The 3,020-nt window shown below is 66.1% G+C and carries 3 protein-coding genes; 2 read left to right on the forward strand and 1 reads right to left on the reverse strand.

Annotation, left to right across the window (positions count from 1 at the left end; translation table 11 throughout):
• Nucleotides 1–90 precede the first annotated feature (90 nt).
• A complete protein-coding gene (locus VEY12_00325) occupies nt 91–1,446 on the forward strand; it encodes an aminotransferase class III-fold pyridoxal phosphate-dependent enzyme (protein ID HYM38576.1) in 1,356 nt (451 codons plus the stop codon).
• Between the two features lie 21 nt (nt 1,447–1,467).
• Here the strand turns inward: VEY12_00325 and VEY12_00330 are convergent, their stop codons facing one another.
• Complete coding sequence (locus VEY12_00330) at nt 1,468–2,655, reverse strand: aminomethyltransferase family protein (GenBank protein HYM38577.1); 1,188 nt, start codon at nt 2,653–2,655, stop codon at nt 1,468–1,470.
• A 206-nt stretch (nt 2,656–2,861) separates the two neighbouring features.
• On the opposite strand from VEY12_00330, the gene VEY12_00335 reads away from it, so the two are divergent.
• A partial coding sequence (locus tag VEY12_00335; protein ID HYM38578.1) for an FAD-dependent oxidoreductase occupies nt 2,862–3,020 on the forward strand: 159 nt, incomplete at its 3' end.

A 3,020-nucleotide genomic window follows, 5' to 3' on the forward strand; every position in this document is an offset into this window, starting at 1 on the left:
TCCCGTAGCCACCGTGAGTTCGCCCAGCCGAAAGGCGGGCGGCGGAAAGCTCTATCTCCCGGTCCGCGGTCTGGACCCGGAGGCGGGTGTGTGGCCAAGAAGTCCAAGCCGGCCCTCGGCACCGGCGGCTCGACCGAGACGTACTGGCGGAAGTACGAGGCGTACTTCCCGAAGTACTTCTGGTCCGACGAGACCCGGTTGGCCAACATCGTCCTCCGGAGCGCGAAGGGCTCCACCCTCGTCGACATGGACGGCAAGGAGTACGTCGACCTCACGAGCCAGTGGTCCACGAACAACCTGGGGAACGTGCACCCCGAGGTGCTGTCCGCCACGGTCGACGCCCTCGAGCGGTATGGGTTCCTGATCTACTTCATGAACCCGCACCTGCCCATGATCGAGCTCGCGGAGAAGCTCCTTGCGATCCGACCCTCGCCCAACTTGACCCGCGTGTTTCTCGAGCTTTCCGGAACGGGGGCGTCCGAGGCCGCGGTCAAGCACGCGATCGAGGGCTCGGGACGGCCGCTCATCCTCAGCTTCATGGGGCAGTACCATGGCCTGAGCATCGGAGCGACCGCGTTCGGCAGCCTCGGCGCACGCTGGCGGCGGTATTGGGAGGCGTTCTCCGGCGGTGCCGTCCACGCGCCCTATCCGAGGTCGTACCGCAAGCCCACCGAGATGACCGACGAAGAATACGGCGAGTCGTGCCTCGCATTCCTCGAGGACCAGGTCCTCCGATACGTCGCTCATCCCGAGCGGATCGCCGGCGCCATCCTGGAGCCCATTGCTCTCGAGGCGGGCGTCTGGATCCCCCCCGCGAACTTCGTCCGGGGCCTGAAGAAGCTCGCGGACCGCTACGGCTGGTTCTTCATCGCGGACGAGGTGGAAGCCGGTCTCGGCCGTTGCGGCAAGATGTGGAGCATCGAGCACTTCGGTGTCTCGCCCGACCTGATGTCCATCGGGAAGGCCCTCGGCGGCGGACTCATGCCCATCTCGGCGGTGCTGGGGAGCGAGCGGGCGATGAACGACAAGGAGGTGGTCGCGGGCACGACGTTCGGTGGCCATCCTGCCGCGTGCGTGGCCGCTTCCACGGCCATCGACATCCTATTGCGGGACAAGATTGCGGAGCGGTCGGCGCGGCTCGGGGTCCGGGCCTTGAAGCGGGTCAAGGAGTGGGAGGCTCTCCCTCTCGTGGGCGACACCCGGGGTCTGGGCCTCGCCATCGGGGTGGAGCTCGTGACGAGCAAGACGTCGAAGGGACGTGCCCTGAAGGCAACGCGGTCCGTCTTCTTCGACTGCGTGGAACACGGGGTCATCCCGCTGTACGACTACGACATGAATGTGTTGAGGATCCAGCCTCCCTTGACGATCGAGGAGGACCGTCTGGATCACGCCCTCGAGGTCATGGAGGACTGTCTTCGCCGTGCCTCGCACGGCCATCCGAGGTGAGATGTCCGGACCGGACCCCGGTCAGGACTTCCGATGGGGCGGGTCGTAGAAGGGCCGCTTAACCACAACCGCAGGCGCCCGTCTACGCTCCCACTCGACTTCGATCTCGATCTCCAGCCGGGTGCCAAGGCCGCCGTATTCGGAGCGCACGGTCGCGATTCCGATGTACTTCTTCAGGGTCGGAGACCAGCAGCCGCTCGTGCCCCAGCCCACCTGCCGCAGCCCCGCGTAGAGCGGCAGCTTCGACGACCAGGGCTCCGAGGGAGGCGTCGGCGGGAGGCCCAGGTCCGTGAAGTACCTGGACGCCGTAGGCCAGTCGATCTCGATCCCCACCGTCCTCCGGGGCACGCCTTCCCGAAGCTCCTGTGCCAAGGCGGGGCGACCCACAAACGGGCCCTTCCCCATGGCAACGGTCCAGTCTAGGCCGAGCTCGAACGGCGAGTACCGCTGCGCATCGATGAGCGCGTGCCGCGAGTGGACATAGTCCACGCCCGCGAGGACAAATCCCGCCTCGATGCGGCAGACGTCCATCCCGACCTGGCCGGCGAGCTGCATGTGGTGCGGAGCGCCGTACTTCATGATCGCGTCGAACAGCTTCTCCGCGCCGTCCCGCGACACCCAGATTTCGTAGCCGAGGTCGCCCGTGTACCCCGTTCGAGAGATTTCCACGGGCACTCCATCGATCGTCGCGTCCGCGAAGCGGAAGAATTTGAGCTTGTCCATCGCGGGGCCCGCGGCGTCGCGGAGGATGGCTTTGGAGCTCGGTCCCTGGAGCGACAGCGTCCCGATGTCCTCCGAGACGTCCTCGACCTCGACGTCGAGGCCGACCGAGTTGTCCTCGATCCACTTGAGGCTCGGTTCGGCGGACGTAAGGCGGAAGCCCCCGTCCCCGTAGTTCCAGATGGTCCCGTCGTCCACGACCTTGCCCCGGTCGTCGCACCAGGGCGTATACAGGACGTGGCCTCTCGCGAACTTCCGCAAGTCGCGCGTGACGATCTTGTTCAGCGCGCGGAGGGCGTCCTTCCCGCGAATGAGGTACTTGTAGAGGGGTGACACGTCGATGAGGCCTGCCGTGTGGCGAATCGCGTAGTACTCCATGTACGGGACGACCGAGTACGAGGACGCGGACAGGTAGCCCGACCAGGCCTGCCACTCCCAGCTCTGATTCAGGGGGGACGTCCTCGAGTGAAAGGGAGATCCCTTGAGCACGCAACCTCCTCCGGTCCGACGGCGCCGGGGGCAGGCCGAGGCCGCGTCGGCGCCTGGAATTCCGGAGGCTGGAGTCGTGGATAAGCGTTTCGGAGAACCGAAGATCCGTTCGCATGAGGACGGATGGAACATGCCGACACATCGAGAAAAAACGCTATATGGAGGCGAAGGCTTCCCGGCGCAAGGCCGTCGTTCGCACTCGGCCGATGACCGATGGAGCATCGCCCTCAGGAGGAGGAAGGGAATTGCAGGGAGGACCGACGTACGACGCCGTGGTCATCGGCGGAGGGCACAACGGGCTCGTAGCCGCGGCCTATCTTGCGCGTGCGAGAAAGCGTGTCCTCGTCCTCGAACGCCGGCACGTG

The sequence above is a fragment of the Thermoplasmata archaeon genome, assembly GCA_035632695.1.
Lineage (GTDB): Archaea > Thermoplasmatota > Thermoplasmata > RBG-16-68-12 > RBG-16-68-12 > RBG-16-68-12.